Origin of the sequence: Pseudomonas sp. RC4D1, from assembly GCF_018390395.1 — a bacterium.
GTDB lineage: Bacteria > Pseudomonadota > Gammaproteobacteria > Pseudomonadales > Pseudomonadaceae > Aquipseudomonas > Aquipseudomonas danubii.
Genome location: NZ_JAHBAW010000001.1, coordinates 1,223,156 through 1,242,691 on the forward strand (window position 1 = coordinate 1,223,156; position 19,536 = coordinate 1,242,691).

The following is a 19,536-nucleotide window of genomic DNA, read 5'->3' on the forward strand; positions in this document are numbered from 1 at the left end:
GCTTTTTGCATGACTTTTGCCATGGGAGCCAACTGAGATGGAGCGGCTGATCCGCTTGTTCACCACGCTGATTCGCTGGGGGCTGGGTTCCTGCGCGTTGCTGTTGGTGGTGACGGCCTTGTACGTCAGCCTGGGTCGGGAACTGACTCCGCTGGTGGCTGAGTACCAGGCCGAGGTCGAAGCCAAGGTGCAGCAGGCCGTGGGGCTGCCGGTGCATATCGGTAGCCTGGAAGGGCGTTGGAGCGGACTGTCGCCGATTCTCCTGGCACACGATGTGATGGTGGGCGAGGGGGCCAACGCCCTGCGCCTGGACCAGGTCAGCGTGGCCCCGGACATGCTCGGCAGCCTGTTGGCCCGTGACCTGCGCATAGGGCGCCTGGAGCTCAGTGGTCTGAGTCTGAGCCTCAAGGAAGGCGCGGACGGCCAATGGCAATTGCAAGGCCTGCCAATGCAGCAGGACCAACCCATGGATCCGGGACAACTGCTGACTCGCTTGCAGCAAGTCGCGGAACTCTCCCTGTTGGACAGCCAAGTCACTTTGCTGCCGCAGGATCATTCGCCGCTGGCCCTGACCTATGTCGGACTCAATCTGCGCACCGGTCCCAGCCGCCAGCGCCTGGACCTGCGCCTGACCCTGCCGGACGGGCAGCCCCTGGCTGTCAACCTGCGCACACGCATCCAGGCGGATGCATGGCGCGACGCCCGGGCCGAGCTGTACCTGAGCCTGCCGCAAAGTGACTGGTCGCGCTGGCTGCCGGCCCGTGTCACTCAGCAATGGAAACTCTCCGAACTCAAGGCCGGTGGCGAGCTGTGGCTGACCTGGGCCAAGGGCACAGTGCAGAGCGCGGCGCTGCGCTTGAATGCGCCACAGCTCATCGGCGCCTATGCCGAGCGCACGCCAGTCACCCTGAAGAATCTGGCGTTGAATGCCTTCTTCCAGCGCAGCGATCAGGGCCTGCAGGTACAACTCGATTCCCTGGCGCTGAGCCTTGGCGAAACCCGTTGGGAATCGCGCCTGCAACTGCAGCAAACCCAGGCCGGCGATAACCGTGAAGAACTCTGGCATCTGCAAGCCGACCGCTTGGACCTGACGCCGCTCACGCCGATCCTCAATGCCCTGGCACCTTTGCCGCAAGGCCTGGCCACCACCATCGAGCGCTTGAAGGTTAGCGGCGGGCTGCGCAATGTGCTGCTCGACTATCGCCCCCAGAACACCGGCGACCAGCGGCTGAGCTTTGCCGCCAACCTTGATCGGGTCGGCTTCGACGCCTATCACGGCGCTCCGGCGGCGCGAAACGTCAGTGGCAGCATCAGCGGCGACCTGGGTAAGGGCGAGCTGCGCATGGACAGCAAGGATTTCTCCCTGCACCTGTACCCGATCTTCGCCAAGCCCTGGCAGTACATCCAAGCCAACGCCACCCTGACCTGGAAGCTCGACAAACAAGGTTTCACCCTGATCGCGCCCTACCTCAAGGTGCTGGGGGAAGAGGGCAAGATTGCCGGCGATTTCCTGATCCGGCTGCACTTCGACCACAGCCAGGAAGACTACATGGACCTGCGGGTCGGCCTGGTGGACGGCGATGGGCGCTACACCGCCAAGTACCTGCCCCAGGTGCTCAGTCCGGCGCTGGATGAATGGCTGCGCACGGCGATCCTCAAGGGCGCGGTGGATGAGGGGTTCTTCCAGTACCAGGGTTCGCTGAACCATGACGCTATCGAGGCGGCTCGCAGCATCAGCCTGTTCTTCAAGGTGCATGACGCCGAACTGGCGTTCCAGCCGGGCTGGCCGCACCTGAGCAAGATCAGCGGCGATGTGTTTGTCGAAGACAGCGGCGTACGCATCGTCGCCAGCAAGGGGCAGCTGTTGGATACCAAGGTGCGGGATGTTTTCGTCAACATTCCCCATTCCGTTGCCGGTCAGAGCAGCCACATGTTCATCGACGGCAGTTTTGCCGGCGGCCTGGGTGACGGGGTGAAGATTCTGCAGGAAGCGCCGATCGGCACCGCATCGACCTTTGCCGGCTGGCAGGGCGAGGGCGACCTGCAAGGCAAGCTGAACCTGGACATCCCCCTGGTCAAGGGTGAGGAACCGAAGATCCTGGTGGACTTCAAGACTGACAAGGCGCGCCTCAAACTCAGCGAACCCGAGTTGGAACTGACCCAGCTCAAGGGCGACTTCCGCTTTGACAGTGCCAGGGGCCTGAGTGGCTCAGGGATCAGCGCCCAGGCTTTCGATCGGCCGGTCACGGCGCAGATTTTTGCCGATGGCAAGCCAGGCAAGCCCAATACCCGAGTGGTTGCCAAGGGTCAGGTTACGGTGAAGAAACTCACCGACTGGTTGAAAGTCAGCCAGCCGTTGCCGGTGTCCGGCGAAGTGCCCTTTCAGTTGCAACTGAACCTTGACGGTGCCGACAGTCAATTGATGGTCAACTCCAGCCTCAAGGGCATGGCGGTGGACCTGCCGGCGCCGTTTGGCATGGCTGCCAGCACCGGGCGTAACAGTGTGTTTCGCATGACCCTGCAAGGGGCCGAGCGGCGCTACTGGTTCAAATACGGCGAGTTGGCCGACTTCACTTTCGCGGCGCCCAGCGGCAAGCTCGCCGAGGGTCGGGGCGAACTGTTCCTCGGCGATGGTGCGGCCTTGCTGCCTCCTGGCAAAGGGCTGCGGGTACGGGGGATTCTCTCCGAGCTGGATGTGGAACCGTGGAAGGCCCTGGTGGATCGCTATGCCGGAAAGGACCCGGGGGGCAGCGCCAAGCAGTTGCTCAGCAGTGCGGACTTCAAGGTCGGCAAGCTCAGCGCCTTCGGCACCTCGCTGGATCAGGTCAACCTGCTGCTGAGTCGCAAGCCCACTGCCTGGGAGCTGCAGATCGACAGTCAACAGGCCAAGGGCAAAGTCGGGATTCCCGATGCCAAGGTGGCGCCAATGGTCATCGACATGGCGTATGTGCGCCTGCCGGCCGCCGACCCGACGGCCCAGACCGATGAAAATGCACCTGATCCTTTGGCTTCGGTGGACCCGAAGAACGTTCCGCCACTGGATATTTCCATTGCCCAACTGTTCCAGGGCCAGGACCTGATCGGTCGCTGGGCGCTCAAGGTTCGGCCGACGGCCAAGGGCATGGTCTTCAATGGCCTGAACCTGGGCCTCAAGGGCATGCAGTTGCAAGGCGAGGGTGGCTGGGAAGGTCAGGCCGGTGCCAGCAGCAGTTGGTACCGTGGCCGTATTGGCGGCCAGAACCTGGCGGACGTACTCAAGGGCTGGGGCTTCGCACCGACCGTGACCAGTGAAGACTTTCACCTGGATGTCGATGGCCGCTGGCCGGGCTCACCGGCCTGGGTGGGCTTGACGCGCTTCTCCGGCAGCCTGGACGCCACCCTGCGCAAGGGCCAGTTCGTCGAAGTCGAAGGCGGGGCCCAGGCCCTGCGGGTGTTCGGCCTGCTCAACTTCAACTCCATCGGCCGGCGCCTGCGCCTGGACTTCTCCGACCTGTTCGGCAAGGGCCTGAGTTATGACCGGGTCAAGGGCGTGCTGGCGGCGAGCAATGGCGTGTACGTCACTCGCGAGCCGATCACCCTCACGGGGCCGTCGAGCAATCTGGAGCTCAATGGCACCCTGGATATGGTGGCCGATCAGGTGGACGCCAAGCTGCTGGTGACCCTGCCGGTCACCAACAACCTGCCGATTGCCGCGCTGATCGTCGGGGCGCCTGCGGTGGGCGGGGCGTTGTTCCTGATCGACAAGCTGATCGGAGACCGCGTGGCGCGCTTTGCCAGCGTCAAATACAACGTCAAAGGCCCGTGGAAAGATCCCCAAATCAGCTTCGACAAGCCGTTTTGAGAATCCTCGATTCGTGCCTATGGAGTAGCATGGCGGCCTACCCTACAAGGAGTTCGCCATGTCTCTTGCGGTGATTCAAATGGTCAGCCAGAGCGATGTGCTGGCCAATCTGCTGCAGGCCCGGGGCCTGCTCGAACGAGCCGCTGCCGGGGGGGCAACGCTGGCGGTCCTGCCGGAAAACTTCGCCGCCATGGGCCGCCGTGACATGGCGACCATCGGTCGTGCCGAAGCCCTGGGCGAAGGTCCGATCCTGCCATGGTTGAAACAGACCGCCCGCGACCTCAGGTTATGGATTGTGGCCGGGACCTTGCCGCTGCCTCCCGAAGATCAGCCCGAGGCCAAGTCCAATGCCTGTTCATTGTTGGTGGATGATCAGGGGCAGATCGTGGCGCGCTACGACAAGCTGCATCTGTTCGATGTCGACGTGGCGGACAATCGCGGACGCTATCGTGAATCCGATGACTATGCTCATGGAAACCGAGTGGTAGTGGCGGATACGCCGGTGGGGCGGTTGGGGCTGACGGTCTGTTATGACCTGCGCTTTCCCGAGCTGTACAGCGAATTGCGCGCCGCCGGCGCTGAATTGATTACCGCGCCTTCGGCTTTTACCGCAGTGACCGGCGCCGCCCATTGGGAGGTACTGATCCGGGCTCGGGCCATTGAAACCCAGTGCTACCTGCTGGCGGCGGCCCAGGGTGGAGTCCACCCCGGCCCCCGGGAAACCTACGGCCATGCGGCCATCGTCGACCCATGGGGACGCGTGCTGGCGGAGCAGGATCAAGGTGAGGGCGTGCTGTTGGCCGAGCGCGACAGCAGTGAACAGGCGTCCATACGGGCGCGGATGCCGGTGGTCAGTCACCGGCGCATTTTCTCGCAAGGCGTTCAACGGCTTGCATAAGTACGACGAATTTAAGGCCAAAGCATATGAGCGGGTTGTTGTCCTCAGTCAGTGAACATCTTCTAGCCCCTGGCGGCGTGACCATCGAAAGCTTGCAGGGCGTGCTGGGGGATCTGGCCGGCCCGGGCATCGATGCCGCCGACCTGTATTTTCAGGGGCAGATTTCCGAGTCCTGGTCCCTGGAAGACGGGATCGTCAAGGAAGGCAGTTTCAACCTCGACCAAGGGGTTGGGGTGCGTGCGCAGTCCGGGGAGAAGACCGGCTTTGCCTACAGCAACGCCATCACCCTGGAAGCCCTGGGGCTGGCGGCCCGTGCTGCGCGTTCGATCTCTCGGGCCGGACAGAACGGTACCGTGCAGGCATTCACCAGTCAGGACGTGGCGCAACTGTATGCGCCGGACAATCCTCTGGAAGTCATCAGCCGGGCCGAGAAAGTCGAACTGCTCAAGCGAGTGGATGCGGCGACTCGTGCTCTGGACCCGCGTATCCAGCAGGTCAGCGTGAGCATGGCCGGGGTCTGGGAGCGGATTCTGGTGGCCTCCACCGATGGCGGTCTGGCGGCGGATGTACGGCCGCTGGTGCGCTTCAATGTCAGCGTCATCGTCGAGCAGAACGGCCGCCGCGAGCGCGGAGGCCACGGTGGTGGCGGGCGTACCGATTACCGCTATTTCCTCACTGAAGATCGGGCCATGGGTTATGCCCGTGAAGCGCTGCGTCAGGCCCTAGTCAATCTCGAAGCCATTCCGGCACCGGCGGGCACCTTGCCAGTGGTGCTGGGGTCTGGCTGGTCCGGGGTCTTGCTGCACGAAGCCGTGGGCCACGGCCTGGAAGGCGACTTCAACCGCAAGGGCAGCTCGGCCTACAGCGGCCGCATGGGCGAGAGGGTGGCCTCCAAGCTCTGCACCATCGTCGACGACGGTACCCTGGCCGGTCGCCGCGGTTCCCTGAGCGTGGACGACGAAGGCACCCCGACCGAATGCACCACCCTGATCGAGAACGGTGTGCTCAAGGGCTATATGCAGGACAAACTCAATGCCCGCCTGATGGGCGTGGCCCGCACTGGCAACGGGCGTCGTGAGTCCTACGCGCACTTGCCGATGCCGCGCATGACTAACACCTACATGCTGGCTGGCGAAAGCGATCCGGCGGAAATCATCGCCTCGGTGAAGAAAGGTATCTATTGCGCCAATCTTGGTGGCGGCCAGGTGGACATCACCAGCGGCAAGTTCGTGTTTTCCACCAGCGAGGCGTATCTGATCGAAGACGGCAAGATCACCGCACCGGTCAAGGGCGCGACCCTGATTGGCAACGGTCCTGAAGCGATGAGCCGAGTGTCGATGGTGGGCAACGATTTGTCCCTGGACAGCGGCGTTGGCACTTGTGGCAAGGACGGGCAATCAGTGCCGGTAGGCGTCGGTCAGCCGACCTTGAAGATCGATGCGATCACCGTGGGTGGCACAGGGGCATAAGAGAAGAGGGCGCCGGGTGAACTGCTGGGCAGCTCACCCGTGGAGGACTCAACGCAGACCGCGTTGGGTCTCGTCCAGCTCGCGGATGTACTTGAAGATTTTACGGCTGGAGGCCGGCGCCTTGTTATGGGCCACCTCGTGCTGGGCCTGACGAATCAGGGAGCGCAGTTGCTGGCGATCGGCGTCAGGGTATTCACTGACGAACTTTTCCAGAACGTCATCGCCGCCGCCGATCAGGCGGTCACGCCAACGTTCCAGGTTGTGGAAACGTTCGTTGTACTGCCGGGTGGAGGCGTCGAGTTGGTCGAGCAGTTGCAGAATCGCGTCGGTGTCCTGGTCACGCATCAGCTTGCCGATGAATTGCAGGTGGCGCTTTCGGGCGATATGGGCGACGTGCTTGGGCGCATCCGCCAGGGCCCGGCGCAAGGCGTCGGTCAACGGCAGTTTGTTCAGCAAGTCAGGCTTGAGAGTGGTAAGGCGCTCGCCGAGATCAACCAGAGCATGCAGCTCGCGTTTGACCTGGGATTTGCTTTTCTCCCCATCGAGGGAGTCGTCGTAAGAATCAACCATGGTGGCAGTCCGCAAAGAAACGCCGCCATGATAACCAGTCGAGGGCCGCTTGTCCGGCCCGGTCGCTCGCCGGCCTTAATCGAAAGCAGAATTTGAGTGGAGAACAGCATGAGTGCAGCACAAAGCGTCGGCCCACAGGCTTTGCCGGCCCTGCAGGAGCAAGTCGAGCAGATCGTTGCCGAGGCCAAGCGCCAGGGGGCCAGTGCCTGCGAAGTAGCGGTGTCTCTGGAGCAGGGCCTGTCGACTTCGGTGCGCCAGCGGGAAGTGGAAACCGTGGAGTTCAACCGCGATCAGGGCTTTGGCATCACCCTCTATGTGGGCCAGCGCAAGGGTTCGGCCAGCACCTCTGCCAGCGGCCCCGAGGCCATTCGTGAAACCGTGGCCGCGGCTCTGGCAATCGCCAAGCACACCTCCGAAGACGAAGCCTCGGGGCTGGCCGATGCATCCTTGATGGCCAAGGACCTGCAGGACTTCGACCTGTTCCATGCCTGGGACATCACCCCAGAGCAAGCCATCGAGCAGGCCCTGGCCTGTGAAGCTGCGGCCTTTGCCGCCGACAGCCGGATCAAGAATGCCGACGGCACCACCCTGAGCACCCATCAGGGCTGCCGGGTGTATGGCAACAGTCACGGTTTTATCGGTGGTTATGCCTCCACTCGCCACAGTCTGAGCTGCGTGATGATTGCCGAGGCTGACGGCCAGATGCAGCGCGACTACTGGTATGACGTCAATCGCCAGGGCCAGTTGCTGGCCGACCCTGCGAGCATTGGTCAGCGTGCTGCCCAACGCGCGGCCAGTCGACTTGGCGCCCGCCCGGTGCCGACCTGCGAAGTGCCGGTGCTGTTTTCCGCGGAACTGGCCGGCGGCCTGTTCGGCAGTTTTCTCGGCGCGATTTCCGGCGGCAATCTGTATCGCAAGTCATCCTTCCTTGAAGGCGCCTTGGGCCAACAGCTGTTTCCCCAGTGGCTGACCATCGATGAGCGTCCGCACCTGATGCGCGCCATGGGCAGTTCGGCGTTCGATGGTGACGGCCTGGCCACTTACGCCAAGCCTTTCGTCAAGGACGGGGAGTTGGTGTCCTATGTGCTGGGCACCTATTCCGGGCGCAAGCTGGGCATGCCGAGTACCGCCAACGCCGGTGGCGTGCACAATCTGTTCGTCACCCATGGCGATGAAGACCAGGCGGCGCTGCTGCGGCGTATGGGGCGTGGCCTGTTGGTGACCGAGTTGATGGGGCATGGTCTGAACATGGTCACTGGGGATTACTCCCGTGGTGCGGCGGGTTTCTGGGTCGAGAATGGCGAGATCCAGTTCGCGGTGCAGGAAGTCACCATTGCCGGTAATTTGCGGGACATGTTCAAGCAGATCATTGCCGTGGGTAACGACCTGGAACTGCGCAGCAACATCCGCACCGGCTCGGTGCTGATCGAACGCATGACTGTCGCTGGTAGCTGACCGCCCTCCTGGGTCACCCAAACGCGCCACCTCCCCGGGTGGCGCGTTTTTTTATGCCTGGCGCTTTCTAAGCTGGCTTGCCAGCGAAGGCGTCCGGACGCCCGGCACCAGGCACAAGGGCTCATTCGCCGCCAAGTCGGCTCCTACAGAGTTGGGCAAAATTCGTACAAGTCAGATTGATTTGATTCTCAATATCATTTAATAATGAAAATCATTATTCAATGAGCCCAGGTCATGAGTTCTGCCTTGCACGAGCAGCCCTACCTCGAAAGCTGGCGCTGGATGAGTCGCCAGATCCGTTGCGCACTGGAACCGGACGAACCGCGTCTGATCGAGCATTACCTCGCCGAGGGCCGCTACCTGGCGTGCTGCACCGCGATGTCGGCCTGGACCGTCGCTGAAACCTCCTTCCGTTTGTTGATCGATACCGCTACCGATACTGCGCTGCCCTGGCACTGGCGCAGCCTGTGCCTGGATCAGGCCTGGCGGCCATTGCGTGACATGGAGCGGTTGTCTTTGTGCAAGTGCCGGCTCAAGCGCTGGCAAAGCCATGCCTGGCAACTGGCGACCTGTTCGCTGCTGCCTTCCATTCCTCTGATTGAACTGGTGCAAGGATTTCCCGATGAGTAATACCCGTATCGAACGCGACAGCATGGGCGAACTGCAGGTCCCTGAGCAGGCCTTGTATGGCGCGCAGACTCAGCGCGCGGTGGATAACTTTCCCATCAGCGGGCAACGCATGCCGGCAGCCTTCATTCGTGCCCTGATTCTGGCCAAGGCTGCAGCGGCCGAGGCCAACGTCGAGCTTGGGCAGCTCAGCGCGTCCCAGGGCAAGGCCATTGTCGATGCCGCCCAGGGGCTGTTGGAAGGCGACTACATGCAGCACTTTCCGGTGGACATCTTCCAGACCGGCTCCGGTACCAGTTCCAACATGAACGCCAACGAAGTGCTGGCGACCTTGGCCAGCCGCCTGTTGGGCGAGCCGGTCAATCCCAATGACCACGTCAACTGTGGTCAGAGCAGCAACGACATCATTCCCACCACCATTCACGTCAGCGCAGCCCTGACCCTGCATGAGCAACTGCTGCCGGCACTGGTGCATCTGGTGGAGGTCATTGAGCGCAAGGCGGTGCAGGTGCATCCCTTCATCAAGACCGGTCGTACCCACCTGATGGATGCCATGCCGGTGCGAATGAGCCAGGTGCTGGACGGTTGGGCGCAGCAGCTCAAGGCCAATATCGCTCACTTGCAGGACCTGCTGCCGAGCCTGCAGGCCCTGGCTCAGGGCGGCACCGCCGTGGGTACTGGAATCAACGCTCACCCCGAGTTCGCTGCGCGCTTCAGCCGGCAGTTGAGCAAGCTGACCCAGGTGCAGTTCACCCCGGGCAAGAACCTGTTCGCCCTGATCGGCTCACAGGACACGGCGGTCACGGTGTCCGGCCAGCTCAAGGCCACTGCGGTGTCGTTGATGAAGATCGCCAACGACCTGCGCTGGATGAACTCCGGTCCACTGGCGGGGCTTGGCGAGATCGAGCTGGAGGGGCTGCAGCCGGGCTCGTCGATCATGCCGGGCAAGGTCAATCCGGTGATTCCGGAAGCCGTGGCGATGGTCGCGGCCCAAGTCATTGGTAACGACAGCACCATCACCGTGGCCGGGCAATCGGGCAACTTCGAGCTCAACGTGATGCTGCCGATCATTGCCCAGAACCTGCTCGGCAGTATTGAACTGCTGGCCAACTCCAGTCGCCTGTTGGCGGACAAGGCCATTGCCAGCTTCAAGGTCAACGAGCCCAAGCTCAAGGAAGCACTATCACGCAACCCGATCCTGGTGACTGCTCTGAACCCGATCATCGGGTATCAGAAGGCCGCTGAAATTGCCAAGACTGCCTACAGGCAAGGTCGCCCGGTGATCGACGTGGCACTTGAACTCACTGATCTGCCACGCAGCCAGCTTGAGGTCCTGCTGGACCCGGAAAAACTCACCGCAGGCGGCGTGTAACTCCCAACACCGCTTTGGAGGCTCACCATGGAGCACTGGAAACGCACGATCGAAAGGGCCAATCGCCTCTTTATGCAGGGCGAACTGGTGGATGCTCGCGAGTTCTACCTGCAGGCACTGGCCTTGGCTCAGGTGTTGTTCGAGCGCTGGGGGGATGCCGACGAGGCGGTGGCAGCCTGTGTGATTTCCCATCACAACCTGGCGGACCTGCATTTGCGCCTGAACCAGCCGGAGGAGAGCGCAGAGTACCTCTGCGCGATCCACCAGCGCCTGCTGCAGACCATGCAGGACAGCCGCCTCAGCCCTGCCTTGCGCGAGGCGGCTTTGCGCCAGAGCAGCAAGACCTACGTCGAACTGCTGAATTTCATCGGTGATCACGGTGAGTACCCCCGTACTCATCGTTTGCTGGACAGCAACGTCGCGGGCCTGTCAGCCGACAGTCCGCTAGCCGACAGCCCCTCTTACGGAGCCCATTGATATGTCCTTTACCTTGCCTGCACTGCCTTATGCCTACGACGCCCTGGAGCCGCACATCGATGCGCAGACCATGGAGATTCACTACAGCAAGCACCACCAGACCTACATCAACAATCTCAATGCCGCTGTAGAAGGCACTGAATGGGCGGGCTGGGAAGTCGAGAAACTGGTGGCCAGCGTCCAGCAACTGCCGGAAAAACTTCGGGCCGCGGTGATCAACCAAGGGGGCGGCCACGCCAACCATTCGCTGTTCTGGGCGGTGATGACCCCGGCCGGCGGCGGTAAGCCCGAGGGTGCCCTGGCTCAGGCAATCGAACAGCAACTGGGTGGTTTCGAGCGCTTCAAGGAGGCGTTCACCAAGGCTGCGCTGACCCGTTTCGGCAGTGGCTGGGCCTGGCTCAGCGTGACTCCGGAGAAAAAGCTGCTGGTGGAAAGCAGCGGTAACCAGGACAGCCCGCTGATGAATGGCAATACGCCGATTCTCGGTCTGGACGTGTGGGAGCACGCCTACTACCTGCGTTATCAGAACCGTCGGCCGGAATACATCAATGCGTTCTATAACGTGATCAATTGGCCGGAAGTCGCTCAACGCTATCAGGCCGCGATGGCCTGATACCTCCATTCATAACAAGACCTAAGGCCGACTATGGGCACTGAAACACTGGCGATCAGCAGCGGACGGATGTTTCGTTATGCCTTCGGTTCGCTGTTGCTGTTGGCGGGTACCGCGTTGCTGGTGGCTCAAGGGCTGAGCTGGCTGAATCTGGAACCAAGGTTGTTGCGCGCCTTGCAGGGTGGCTCGATCTGCGCGTTGGGCACGGCGCTGGGGGCGGTCCCGGTGCTGGTGATCCGCAGAATGCCGATGGCCGTGAGCGATACGTTGCTGGGTTTTGGCGCTGGGGTGATGCTGGCGGCGACGGCGTTTTCGCTGATCGTTCCCGGTATTGCCGCTGCTCAAGACTTGGGCTTGTCTGCCTGGGGCTCCAGTGGCCTGGTTTGCGCCGGCATCATGCTGGGGGCTTTTGGCTTGTTCCTGGTGGATCGCAAGGTGTCGGGAGCCAGCCCCGAAGTGCTGGTAGGTACGGCGGAGCATCCGGTGATTGCGCCACGCATCTGGCTGTTTGTCTTTGCCATCATTGCCCACAACATTCCGGAAGGCATGGCGGTGGGGGTGTCGGCAGGGGGCGGCATGGCGGATGCGGACAGCTTGGCCATGGGGATTGCCCTGCAGGATGTACCGGAGGGGCTGGTGATCGCTCTGGTGCTGGCGGGGGCGGGGATGTCGCGGGTCAGGGCATTTTTGATTGGCGCCGCTTCAGGCTTGGTGGAGCCGGTCTTTGCCTTGCTCTGTGCCTGGTTGGTGAGTCTGGCGCAGGTGCTGCTGCCGCTGGGGTTAGCCTTGGCGGCGGGAGCCATGTTGTTGGTGGTGACTCACGAAGTCATTCCCGAGTCCCGTCGCAATGGTCACGAAAAGCTTGCCAGCCTCGGATTGTGCATCGGCTTTTGCCTGATGATGGTGATGGACACGGCGCTCGCCTGAGGGCCGTTTGGCGAGTGGCCCGCAGGGGCTTACTCGCCCTCGTCGAAGTAGTTGTTGATCAATGCCACCAGCGCATTCAGCGCTTCCTGTTCTTGCTCGCCTTCGGTCTTCAGATGGATCTTGGTGCCCTTGCCTGCGGCGAGCATCATCATGGCCATGATGCTTTTGCCGTCCACCATTGACTCCGGGCTCCTGCCGGCGCGGATCTGGCAGGGGAACTGTCCCGCTACACCGACGAATTTGGCTGAGGCGCGGGCGTGCAAACCCAGTTTGTTGATGATCTCGATTTCCAGAGCTGGCATCGCGGGGTAGATCCTTTCAGCTAAGGTCGCGGTGGCGAACCTGGACGTTCTTCAGGGTTTTTTGCAACACCTTGCCCAGGCGCTCGGTCAGGTACACGGAGCGGTGATGTCCGCCGGTGCAGCCAATGGCAATGGTCACGTAGGCGCGGTTGCTGGCAGCGAAGCGTGGCAGCCACTTGAGCAGATAGCTTTCGATGTCCTGGAACATTTCTTCGACATCGGGCTGTGCGGCCAGGTATTCGGCCACGGGAGCGTCCAGACCGGATTGGGCGCGCAGTTCGGGCTTCCAATACGGATTGGGCAGGCAGCGCACGTCGAACACCAGGTCGGCGTCCACCGGCATGCCGCGCTTGAAACCGAAAGACTCCACCAGGAACGCGGTCCCGGGTTCGGGTTGGTTCAGCAGGCGCAGCTTGATGGTGTCCCGCAATTGGTAGAGGTTCAGATTGGTGGTGTTGACCTTGAGGTCGGCCAGATCGACGATCGGCCCCAGCAGTTGAGTCTCATCGTGGATGGCTTCAGCCAGCGAGCGATTGGCACTGCTCAGCGGGTGGCGCCGCCGGGTTTCCGAGAAACGCTTGAGCAGGGTTTCCTCATCGGCGTCCAGATAGAGCACGTCGCACTGGATATGCCGGCTGCGCACTTCTTCCAGCAACTCGGGGAAGCGCGACAGATGGCTGGGCAGGTTTCGGGCGTCTATGGAAACCGCTACCAGAGGTTGTGCCAGTTCCGTGTGAATCAACGCGCGCTCGGCCAGCTCAGGCAGCAAGCCGGCGGGAAGGTTGTCGATGCAGTAGTATCCGTGGTCCTCAAGAACATCGAGGGCGGTGCTTTTACCTGAGCCGGAGCGGCCGCTGACAATGATCAAGCGCATGGTTACTGACCGTTTTGCTCGTCCAGGACAACCTGATACAAGGCTTCATTGCTGGTGGCACTGCGCAGCCGGTCACGGACTTCCTTGCGATCGAGCATGCTGGCGATCTGCCGGAGCAGTTCCAGGTGTGCGTCGGTGGCGGCTTCCGGAACCAGGAGGACGAACAGCAGATCCACGGGTGCACCGTCGATGGCGTCGAAATCGATCGGAGCGTCCAGGTGCATCAGCGCACTGATAGGCGACTCGCAGCCTTTGAGGCGGCAGTGGGGAATGGCGATGCCGTTGCCAAAACCGGTGGAACCGAGTTTTTCACGGGCGATCAGGCTCTCGAAGACATCCTGCATCTCCAGATCAGGCACTTCGCGGCTGATCAGGTTGGCAATTTGTTCGAGGGCGCGTTTTTTACTGCCGCCCGGCACGTTCACCAGGGAACGGCCGGGGGTCAGGATGCTTTCAAGTCGGATCATGAGAGGGGAGTGTTAGCGACCCGTGCCTTGGAGAAGGTGGAGTTGCTTTTCCTTATGCTTTTTCAGTTGGCGGTCAAGCTTGTCCGTGAGCAGGTCGATTGCGGCATACATATCGTCATGTTCTGCATTGGCGACGACCTCCCCACCGTGGATGTGCAGGGTGGCTTCGATTTTCTGCTTCAGCTTCTCGACAGCCATGGTGACCTGCACATTGGTAATCTTGTCGAAGTGCCGCTCCAGCCGGTCGAGTTTCTCGCCGATGTAAGCGCGCAGAGGTTCAGTCACTTCGAGTTGGTGTCCACTGATGTTGACTTGCATACAGCTTCTCCTTCGTTGCCAGTGCATAACGCGACAGGCTGGGTTGCCTGCCACCTAGACCGCGTTTGAAACCGACTTTCGGCCTGTTTCAAACACACTCTGAAACGCTGTGGCCAGCCCGGCGGCTACATCAACCGCTTCCGTTCGCTGGAAGGCGCGATCCCAAGGGATTCGCGGTACTTGGCGACGGTACGACGGGCTACCTGAATGCCTTGTGCCTCCAGTAAACCAGCGATCTTGCTGTCACTCAACGGCTTTTTCTGATTTTCCGCAGCCACCAGTTTTTTGATGATCGCGCGGATCGCCGTGGACGAGCATTCGCCGCCTTCGGAGGTGCTGACGTGGCTGGAGAAAAAGTATTTCAGTTCATATATGCCCCGGGGGGTATGCATGAATTTTTGCGTGGTTACACGGGAAATGGTCGATTCGTGCATGCCCACAGCTTCAGCGATGTCATGCAGAACCAGAGGTTTCATGGCTTCGTCGCCGTACTCCAGGAAGCCTCGTTGGTGCTCGACGATCTGAGTGGCGACTTTCATCAGGGTTTCGTTACGGCTCTGCAGGCTCTTGATGAACCAGCGAGCTTCCTGCAACTGATTGCGCATGAAGGTGTTGTCGGCACTGGTGTCGGCGCGGCGAACAAAGCCGGCGTACTGTGCGTTGACCCGCAGGCGTGGCACCGATTCCTGATTCAGCTCCACCAGCCAGCGCTCGTTGTCCTTGCGCACGATGACGTCCGGTACCACGTATTCGGCTTCGCTGGATTCGATCTGTGAGCCCGGGCGCGGGTTGAGGCTTTGCACCAGTTCGATGACCTGGCGCAGCTCGTCTTCCTTGAGCTTCATGCGGCGCATCAGCTGGCTGTAGTCGCGACTGCCCAGGAGGTCGATGTAGTCACTGACCAGGCGCTGGGCTTCGCTCAGCCAGGGAGTTTTCGCTGGCAGTTGGCGCAGTTGCAGCAGCAGGCATTCACCCAGGTTGCGGGCGCCGATGCCGGCTGGCTCGAATTGCTGGATGCGGTGCAGGACGGCTTCGATCTCGTCCAGCTCGATGTCCAACTCCGGATCGAAGGCCTCGAGAATCTCTTCAAGGGTTTCGTCCAGGTAACCCTGATTGTTGATGCAATCGATCAGGGTCACGGCGATCAGGCGGTCGGTATCCGACATTGGCGCCAGGTTCAGTTGCCAGAGCAGGTGGCTTTGCAGGCTCTCGCCGGCCGATGTGCGAGTGGTGAAGTCCCATTCATCATCATCACTGCTGGGCAGGCTGCTGGCGCTGGTCTGGTAGACGTCTTCCCACGCGGTGTCCACCGGTAGCTCGTTGGGGATGCGTTCGTTCCATTCGCCTTCCTCGAGGTTATCCACCGTGGGGGCGGTTTCCTGGTAGGAGGGTTCCTGAATCTCGGTGTTGGGTTTGGACTCGGTGTTGTCGGCCAAGGGGTCGCTGTTGTCGAAGTCTTCGCCATCTTCCTGGCGTTCGAGCATCGGGTTGGACTCCAGGGCCTCCTGGATTTCCTGTTGCAGGTCCAGGGTCGACAATTGGAGCAGGCGGATGGCCTGTTGCAGCTGCGGTGTCATCGTCAGCTGCTGGCCCATTCTCAGGACTAGCGATGGTTTCATGGCAGGGGCTTAACACCTTATTTGCCGGCGCACATGCGCCATCCACTACAGGGCGCCGGAGCGCCAAACATAAGCAAATTATATGCCTGAAACTGAAGTGTTTGCCTAGAGCGCTGTAACAATAAAATCAGTAGGGATTTATTGTTCCTGGCGCTCTGGCATCTAGCCCGACACCTCAGCCTTTACAGGCGGAACTCATGGCCCAGGTAGACTTCCTTGACCAATTCGTTGGCCAGGATGGTCTCGGAGTCGCCTTCGGCAATCAGTTGCCCGTCATTGACGATATAGGCCGTTTCACAGATGTCCAGGGTTTCGCGGACATTGTGGTCGGTGATCAGCACCCCGATGCCCTTGGCCTTCAGGTGGTGGATGATCTGCTTGATATCGCCGACCGAGATCGGGTCCACGCCGGCGAAGGGTTCGTCCAGCAGGATGAACTTGGGCGCGGTGGCCAGGGCGCGGGCGATTTCCACGCGACGGCGCTCACCACCGGACAGGCTCATGCCGAGGTTGTCGCGGATATGGTTGATGTGGAACTCCTGCAGCAGGCTTTCCAGTTCCTGGCGACGGCCGGCCTTGTCGAGTTCCTTGCGGGTCTCGAGGATGGCCATGATGTTGTCGGCCACCGACAGCTTGCGGAAGATCGAGGCTTCCTGTGGCAGGTAGCCGATGCCGGCGCGGGCGCGACCGTGCATCGGTTGGTGGCTGACATCCAGGTCGTCGATCAGGACGCGGCCCTGATCGGCCTGGACCAGGCCGACGATCATGTAGAAACAGGTGGTCTTGCCGGCGCCGTTGGGGCCGAGCAGGCCGACGATCTGACCGCTGTCGATGGACAGGCTGACATCACGCACGACCTGACGGCTCTTGTAGCTCTTGGCCAGGTGCTGAGCTTTCAGAGTTGCCATTACTGGGCCTTTTGCTCGTCGGTTTTCTTTTTCGGCTGGATGACCATGTCGATCCGCGGACGTGGCGCGGTGACCGAGCTGCCATTGGCGCGACCGGCGTTAGCCACTTGCTTGACGGTGTCGTAGACGATCTTCTCGCCTTCGGTGGTGTTGCCGTCGTTGATGACCTTGGCTTTGTCGATCAGCACGATGCGATTCTGCTGAGCGTGGTACTGGATGGTCACAGCGTAGGCCTGAACCGGTTTCGGGTCGGTCTGCTTCTGCAGCTGCTCGAAGTAGGCGAGGTTGCCCACCGACGTCACTACGTCGATTTCGCCGCTCTGGGCTCGGGTGATGGTCACGGTGTTGCCAGTGATCTTCATCGAACCCTGGGTGATGATCACATCGCCCTTGTAGGTGGCTACGCCGTTCTTGTCGTCCAACTGGGCGTCGTCGGCCTGGATGCGGATTGGCTGTTGGCTATCGTTCGGCAGAGCCCAGGCGCTCACGCTTCCCAGTGCTGCGCCCAGACTGAGCAAAATAGGGAGGGTTTTAACGAGCCTCATACTGTCCTCTTACGTTCGATAGCAGGTTCATCCTGCCGTCTTTCAAATACGCTTTCATTCCCTTGGCCGTAGTCACGCCGCCGGCGCCGTCGATTCTAACGGCTTGCTCGGTCTGCGCATATTGCTTCTGCGGGAATACTGTCATGCGGCTGGTGGTGATCAGCAGGTTGCGGTTGCGCTCATCAGTGCGGGAAACCCGTACCGAATCGATCAGCTCGACCTCGGTGCCGTCCGGATTGACTTCGCCGCGCTCGCTCTGGACGTGCCAGGGGAAAGTGGTGCCGCGGTACATCTGCAGGTCCGGCTTGGTCAGCAGCGTCACTTCGCTGGCCTTGACGTGCTCCACTTTGTCCGAGGTCATTTCGTACTGCAGCTTGCCGTCAGGCAGGTACTGCACGCTGCGAGCGTTGATCACGTAATAGTCGATGGCGTTGTCGTCGACCTGCACTACCGGCTTGTCGAGGAAGCGCTCAGGGCTGATGTTCCAGTAACCGACCGCCGCGAACAGCAGGGCGATGATCCCGAATATCAGGATGTTGCGAATCTTTTTACTCAGCATGGGAGGGCTCTATAAATAAGCGGCGTTGGCTGCTTCAAGGCGGTCCTGGGCTTGCAGGATCAGCTCGCAGAACTCCCGGGCAGCGCCTTCGCCACCGCGGGCTACAGTGATGCCATGGGCGTGTTCGCGGACAAAGCCGGCTGCGTTGGCCACCGCCATGCCCAGGCCGACACGGCGGATCACCGGCAGGTCGGGCAGGTCGTCGCCCAGATAGGCGACCTGTTCATAGCTTAGGCCCAGTTGGGCAAGAAGTTCGTCCAGCACCACCAGCTTGTCTTCACGACCCTGGTAGAGGTGGGGAATCCCCAGGTTCTTGGCCCGGCGCTCCACCACAGGGGTCTTGCGCCCGCTGATGATCGCCGTTTGCACCCCGGCGGCCATGAGCATCTTGATGCCTTGGCCGTCGAGGGTATTGAACGTCTTGAACTCACTGCCGTCCTCAAGGAAGTACAGGCGACCGTCGGTCAGTACGCCGTCGACGTCGAAAACCGCCAGCTTGATGTTTTTACCGCGTTGCAGCAGGTCGGCACTCATTACATCACTCCCGCGCGCAGCAGATCGTGCATGTTCAAGGCGCCGATCGGCCGGTCTTCCTTGTCCACCACCACCAGGGCGCTGATTTTATGGTCTTCCATGATCTTCAGGGCTTCGGCTGCCAGCATATCGGCGCGTGCCGTCTTGCCGTGAGGGGTCATGACCGAGTCGATGGTGGCGTGATGAATATCGATGGCGCGATCCAGGGTGCGGCGCAAGTCGCCGTCGGTGAAGATCCCGGCCAGGCGGCCATCGGTCTCCAGGATCACGGTCATGCCCAGGCCCTTGCGGGTCATCTCCATGAGCGCGTCCTTGAGCAGGGTGCCCCTTTGCACGTGCGGCAACTCGGTGCCTTCATGCATCACATTCTCCACCTTGAGCAGCAGGCGGCGGCCCAGGGCGCCTCCGGGATGGGAGAAAGCGAAGTCTTCGGCGGTGAACCCGCGAGCTTCCAGCAGGGCCACGGCCAGGGCGTCGCCCATGACCAGGGCGGCAGTGGTCGAGGAGGTCGGCGCCAGGTTCAGCGGGCAGGCCTCGTGTTCGACATGCACATTGAGGTTGACGTCGGCGGCCTTGGCCAGCGGCGAGTCAGGGTTGCCGGTCAGGCTGATCAACTGGATGCCCAGGCGCTTGATCAAGGGCAGCAGGGTGACGATTTCGTTGGTGGAGCCGGAGTTGGAGAGGGCCAGGATCACGTCGTCGCGAGTGATCATGCCCATGTCGCCATGACTGGCTTCAGCCGGGTGGACAAAGAAAGCCGTGGTGCCGGTGCTGGCCAGGGTGGCGGCGATCTTGTTGCCGACGTGCCCGGACTTGCCCATGCCGACCACTACCACGCGGCCTTTACTGGCCAGAATCATCTCGCAAGCGCGTACGAAATCTGCATCGATATGGGGCAGCAAGCCTTCTACGGCCTGAAGTTCGAGGCGGATGGTGCGTTGTGCTGATTGAATCAGGTCGCTGGATTGGCTCATGTCTGAAATCGTATAGCCCGATGAAAAGGCGGCGATTATAGCGGTAATGAACAAATCCCTCACGCAAGTTCGTCAGCCTTTATCTGGCCGGTATTAGGATTCCTCCGATTTTGCCTGTCTTGGACCTGAACGTTCACGGCTTCGGCCTTGGGGGCTCAGTATCAGCAGTGATATAGTTCGCCGCCAG

20 protein-coding genes are annotated in these 19,536 nt (G+C 61.4%); 9 read left to right on the top strand and 11 right to left on the bottom strand.

All coding sequences use genetic code 11. The annotated features are described in order from the left end of the window. Positions 1-37 precede the first annotated feature (37 nt). The 3 genes from KHO49_RS05540 to tldD are packed head-to-tail and all read left to right on the top strand — an operon-like array spanning position 38 to position 6,208. Positions 38-3,841 (top strand): YhdP family protein, encoded by a 3,804-nt coding sequence (locus KHO49_RS05540; protein ID WP_213664735.1) that lies wholly within the window; start codon positions 38-40, stop codon positions 3,839-3,841. A gap of 58 nt (positions 3,842-3,899) precedes the next feature. After that, positions 3,900-4,739, top strand: coding sequence for a carbon-nitrogen hydrolase family protein (locus tag KHO49_RS05545; RefSeq protein WP_213664736.1), 840 nt, complete (start codon positions 3,900-3,902; stop codon positions 4,737-4,739). A gap of 26 nt (positions 4,740-4,765) precedes the next feature. Continuing rightward, positions 4,766-6,208 (top strand): metalloprotease TldD, encoded by a 1,443-nt coding sequence (gene tldD / locus KHO49_RS05550; protein WP_102861143.1) that lies wholly within the window; start codon positions 4,766-4,768, stop codon positions 6,206-6,208. A 48-nt stretch (positions 6,209-6,256) separates the two neighbouring features. On the opposite strand, the gene yjgA is transcribed toward tldD, so the two are convergent. Beyond that, entirely contained in the window at positions 6,257-6,778 is a 522-nt protein-coding gene (gene yjgA / locus KHO49_RS05555) for a ribosome biogenesis factor YjgA (RefSeq protein ID WP_102861144.1), read from the bottom strand. A 108-nt stretch (positions 6,779-6,886) separates the two neighbouring features. Between yjgA and pmbA the strand changes: the two genes are divergently transcribed. The 6 genes from pmbA to KHO49_RS05585 all read left to right on the top strand — a co-directional run bounded on the left by pmbA (position 6,887) and on the right by KHO49_RS05585 (position 12,249). Further along, positions 6,887-8,233 (top strand): metalloprotease PmbA, encoded by a 1,347-nt coding sequence (gene pmbA / locus KHO49_RS05560; RefSeq protein WP_102861145.1) that lies wholly within the window; start codon positions 6,887-6,889, stop codon positions 8,231-8,233. Positions 8,234-8,467: 234 nt separating this feature from the next. Continuing rightward, positions 8,468-8,863, top strand: coding sequence for a FagA protein (locus tag KHO49_RS05565; RefSeq protein ID WP_102861146.1), 396 nt, complete (start codon positions 8,468-8,470; stop codon positions 8,861-8,863). Beyond that, positions 8,856-10,232: a class II fumarate hydratase gene (locus tag KHO49_RS05570; RefSeq protein WP_102878373.1), complete on the top strand. Its 1,377-nt coding sequence runs from the start codon at positions 8,856-8,858 to the stop codon at positions 10,230-10,232. The genes KHO49_RS05565 and KHO49_RS05570 overlap by 8 nt, the downstream gene beginning before the upstream one ends. Positions 10,233-10,259: 27 nt before the next feature. After that, a complete protein-coding gene (locus KHO49_RS05575; protein WP_102861148.1) occupies positions 10,260-10,709 on the top strand; it encodes a DUF2753 family protein in 450 nt (149 codons plus the stop codon). 1 nt (position 10,710) lies between these two features. After that, complete coding sequence (locus KHO49_RS05580) at positions 10,711-11,322, top strand: superoxide dismutase (RefSeq protein WP_102861149.1); 612 nt, start codon at positions 10,711-10,713, stop codon at positions 11,320-11,322. Between the two features lie 33 nt (positions 11,323-11,355). Continuing rightward, entirely contained in the window at positions 11,356-12,249 is an 894-nt protein-coding gene (locus KHO49_RS05585; protein WP_213664737.1) for a ZIP family metal transporter, read from the top strand. A 29-nt stretch (positions 12,250-12,278) separates the two neighbouring features. On the opposite strand, the gene KHO49_RS05590 is transcribed toward KHO49_RS05585, so the two are convergent. The 10 genes from KHO49_RS05590 to KHO49_RS05635 form a co-directional block, all read right to left on the bottom strand. Next, positions 12,279-12,551, bottom strand: coding sequence for an HPr family phosphocarrier protein (locus tag KHO49_RS05590; RefSeq protein ID WP_041115979.1), 273 nt, complete (start codon positions 12,549-12,551; stop codon positions 12,279-12,281). Between the two features lie 16 nt (positions 12,552-12,567). Continuing rightward, positions 12,568-13,425: an RNase adapter RapZ gene (rapZ, locus tag KHO49_RS05595; protein ID WP_016966640.1), complete on the bottom strand. Its 858-nt coding sequence runs from the start codon at positions 13,423-13,425 to the stop codon at positions 12,568-12,570. Positions 13,426-13,427: 2 nt separating this feature from the next. After that, on the bottom strand, positions 13,428-13,892 hold the full coding sequence (gene ptsN / locus KHO49_RS05600; protein WP_011059267.1) for a PTS IIA-like nitrogen regulatory protein PtsN: 465 nt from the start codon (positions 13,890-13,892) through the stop codon (positions 13,428-13,430). Positions 13,893-13,904: 12 nt separating this feature from the next. Next, positions 13,905-14,210 (bottom strand): ribosome hibernation-promoting factor, HPF/YfiA family, encoded by a 306-nt coding sequence (gene hpf, locus KHO49_RS05605; protein WP_016966642.1) that lies wholly within the window; start codon positions 14,208-14,210, stop codon positions 13,905-13,907. A 125-nt stretch (positions 14,211-14,335) separates the two neighbouring features. Beyond that, a complete protein-coding gene (locus tag KHO49_RS05610; RefSeq protein ID WP_102861151.1) occupies positions 14,336-15,829 on the bottom strand; it encodes an RNA polymerase factor sigma-54 in 1,494 nt (497 codons plus the stop codon). Positions 15,830-16,011: 182 nt separating this feature from the next. Then, the gene (gene lptB / locus KHO49_RS05615) at positions 16,012-16,737 is read right to left on the bottom strand and encodes an LPS export ABC transporter ATP-binding protein (RefSeq protein ID WP_011059270.1); all 726 of its coding nucleotides are present in this window, start codon (positions 16,735-16,737) and stop codon (positions 16,012-16,014) included. Beyond that, positions 16,737-17,282: a lipopolysaccharide transport periplasmic protein LptA gene (gene lptA, locus KHO49_RS05620; RefSeq protein ID WP_102861152.1), complete on the bottom strand. Its 546-nt coding sequence runs from the start codon at positions 17,280-17,282 to the stop codon at positions 16,737-16,739. The genes lptB and lptA overlap by 1 nt, the downstream gene beginning before the upstream one ends. Further along, positions 17,269-17,841: an LPS export ABC transporter periplasmic protein LptC gene (gene lptC, locus KHO49_RS05625; protein WP_102861153.1), complete on the bottom strand. Its 573-nt coding sequence runs from the start codon at positions 17,839-17,841 to the stop codon at positions 17,269-17,271. Before lptC ends, lptA begins: the two co-directional genes overlap by 14 nt. 9 nt (positions 17,842-17,850) lie before the next feature. Further along, complete coding sequence (locus tag KHO49_RS05630; RefSeq protein WP_102861154.1) at positions 17,851-18,375, bottom strand: KdsC family phosphatase; 525 nt, start codon at positions 18,373-18,375, stop codon at positions 17,851-17,853. Continuing rightward, on the bottom strand, positions 18,375-19,349 hold the full coding sequence (locus tag KHO49_RS05635; RefSeq protein ID WP_213664738.1) for a KpsF/GutQ family sugar-phosphate isomerase: 975 nt from the start codon (positions 19,347-19,349) through the stop codon (positions 18,375-18,377). The genes KHO49_RS05630 and KHO49_RS05635 overlap by 1 nt, the downstream gene beginning before the upstream one ends. Between the last annotated feature and the right edge of the window lie 187 nt (positions 19,350-19,536).